The sequence below is a fragment of the Archangium sp. genome (genome assembly GCF_036388035.1).
Classification (GTDB): domain Bacteria; phylum Myxococcota; class Myxococcia; order Myxococcales; family Myxococcaceae; genus Archangium.
Genome location: NZ_DASVSO010000614.1, coordinates 1 through 1,862 on the forward strand (window position 1 = coordinate 1; position 1,862 = coordinate 1,862).

Sequence of the window (1,862 nt, forward strand, 5' to 3'; positions counted from 1 at the left end):
GTACCCGAAGTCGAGGCGGAACGGGTAGGTGTTGAACTGGGGGAAGAGCAGCCGCAGGCCCACGCCCACCGAGTGGATGAAGCTCGGGCGCTCATCGAACGCCGAGCCCGTGTCGTAGAACAGCACGCCGCCCAGGTGCACCGTGTGGAGGATGAGGGGACGGGTGCGGTACTCCACGTTGACCAGGGCCGTGCGCTTCCCCGAGTAGGCCTCGGGCCGCGCGCCCCGCAGGCCATTGCCACCGCCGAGCAGCAGCACGCGCTCGTTCAAGTCGTCGATGTTCACGTCCAGCAGGCCCCGGACCACGAAGCGCCCGCCGAGCAGCTTCGGGGACACCTGCTGCACCTCGGCGGCCCAGCGGCGGTTGACCCACCTGCCCTGCCCTTCCCCACCGAGCACCCGACGCACGGAGGCGGCGGCGGCCACCGAGGAGAGGGCATCTCCCAGGCGGAGGCGATAGCGGGCGGTGAGACCCACCTCGGCGAAGTTCCCCGCCGAGGCCACCAGCGCGGGCGCATAGCGCGCCGTGGCGGTGACGTAGTGCCCCACCTGGTAGTCCTCGGAGAGGGCATACGAGTCCACGTCGCGCATCACCTCGTAGCGGGCCTGCCAGACGCGCGCGTAGCCGAGGACATAGGTGGCGTCCTCGCTGCGAGGCAGGAGGGTGTCCCGCAGCCAGGCGCGCCGGGCCTCGTCCAGCGCGGAGTCCGCCGGAGCCCCGTAGCGTCGGTGGTACGCACCCAGCCCCCCGCCCGCGTCCAGCTTGTAGCGCGAGCCCCAGGAGCGCAGGTACAGCGTGCTCCCGCTGAGCTCGCGAGCGTCGTAGACATAGGGCACCGTCCCGCCCTCGGGGTACGGCAGCTGCCACACCTCGGCGCCACGGAAGATGCGGACGGGCTGCACGCGCCACACCGCCTGCGCCTGGAAGCTCCAGGGCGTGTCGAGCGAGAAGAAGGGCCGCGACAGCAGCACACTGCCCCGGGTGCCCTCGAGCTGGCCGTTCTCGCGCCCGAGGATGAGGTTGGCGTTCTCGCTGAGGGACCAGCGGCTGCCGCCCAGGCGGGGATCCACGTACGTCTGCCCGAAGCTCAGCGAGTCCCGGCGCAGCAGGAAGTCGAGCGCCACCTTCTTGTTGAGCCCGAGGAAGTTCTGCTCGGTGGCCTGCAGGCGCAGGGACTGCACGAGCGGGCCCACCAACTGGAGGTCCTGGTTGAGCCCCAGGAAGTTCGCCTCCGTGCCCTGCAGCCGCAGGTAGCGCACGAACGAGCCCACCACCTCGAAGTCCTGGCTGACGCGCAGCGACCAGATGTCCTTGGTGATGATCAGCAGCGCCACCGCGTCCGGCGCCTCGCCCTTCACCGCCACCAGCCGCACCGCCGAGAAGATGCCCAGCTTGCGCAGGTTGCGCGCCGTCTCCTCCGCGAGCCCGGGTGCATAGGGCTTGCCCGGCTCCAGGAGCACCTCGCGCCGGACGACCTCCTCCCGGGTGCGCGCGTGGAAGAGGTTGAGCAGCGACGGGTACGGGTCACTCTGGGCGACGACGTCCTCGGAGGCCACCCACACCGCTTCCAGGTGCTTGCCCTCGGGGGCGGGCTCCACCGCGTGGCCATGCCGCGCCAGCCCCCACTGCACGAGCGCATCCTCGTAGCCCTCGGCGGGCGCGGTGGGAGCCGCGGCCAGCAGCGGCGCGGCGATCAGGGCGAGCCAGGCGAGCGACACCCCCCCATCCTGTCACGTCGCGGGGTTCGGGAATACGGTAGTGAACAACTCCCGGCTCCTCCGGTATCAAGGGGGTTCCCTGGACCTGGGTACAAGCGGGAGACTCGCGCCTTTCAGAGATGGGCCCCGTGTCGTCCGGACGC

1 protein-coding gene is annotated in these 1,862 nt (G+C 71.0%); it reads right to left on the reverse strand.

From position 1 onward, the window contains the following. Positions 1-1,719: hypothetical protein (locus VF697_RS25085; protein ID WP_331099184.1), on the reverse strand; the 1,719-nt coding region annotated here is incomplete at its 3' end. Between the last annotated feature and the right edge of the window lie 143 nt (positions 1,720-1,862).